We start from the raw sequence: 267 nt of genomic DNA on the forward strand, positions 1-267 counted from the left end.
ATCCTGAACAGTGCCAGCATGATCACTCTGTGCAGGTGAAAAAGAAACCGCGTTAAGAGGGCGTACATCCTTGTACACGTCGGGCAGGAGGGATTAATTACCAGCGATATTCATTGCGGGTTTCCCAATCCACGACCTCTTTTTCTGCCTGATCTTTCTGATAACCATAACGTTCCTGGATTTTACCGACCAGTTGATCACGTTTACCTTCAATGATCGTCATATCATCATCGGTCAGTTTGCCCCATTGCTCTTTCACTTTACCTT

Annotated in this window: 1 protein-coding gene; it reads right to left on the reverse strand. The window is 45.7% G+C overall.

The features are described from left to right. Positions 1-97 precede the first annotated feature (97 nt). Positions 98-259, reverse strand: coding sequence for a CsbD family protein (locus IEQ44_RS15965; protein ID WP_308785250.1), 162 nt, complete (start codon positions 257-259; stop codon positions 98-100). Positions 260-267 lie beyond the last annotated feature (8 nt).

Origin of the sequence: Nocardioides malaquae (assembly GCF_015070385.1) — a bacterium.
GTDB lineage: Bacteria > Actinomycetota > Actinomycetes > Propionibacteriales > Nocardioidaceae > Nocardioides > Nocardioides malaquae.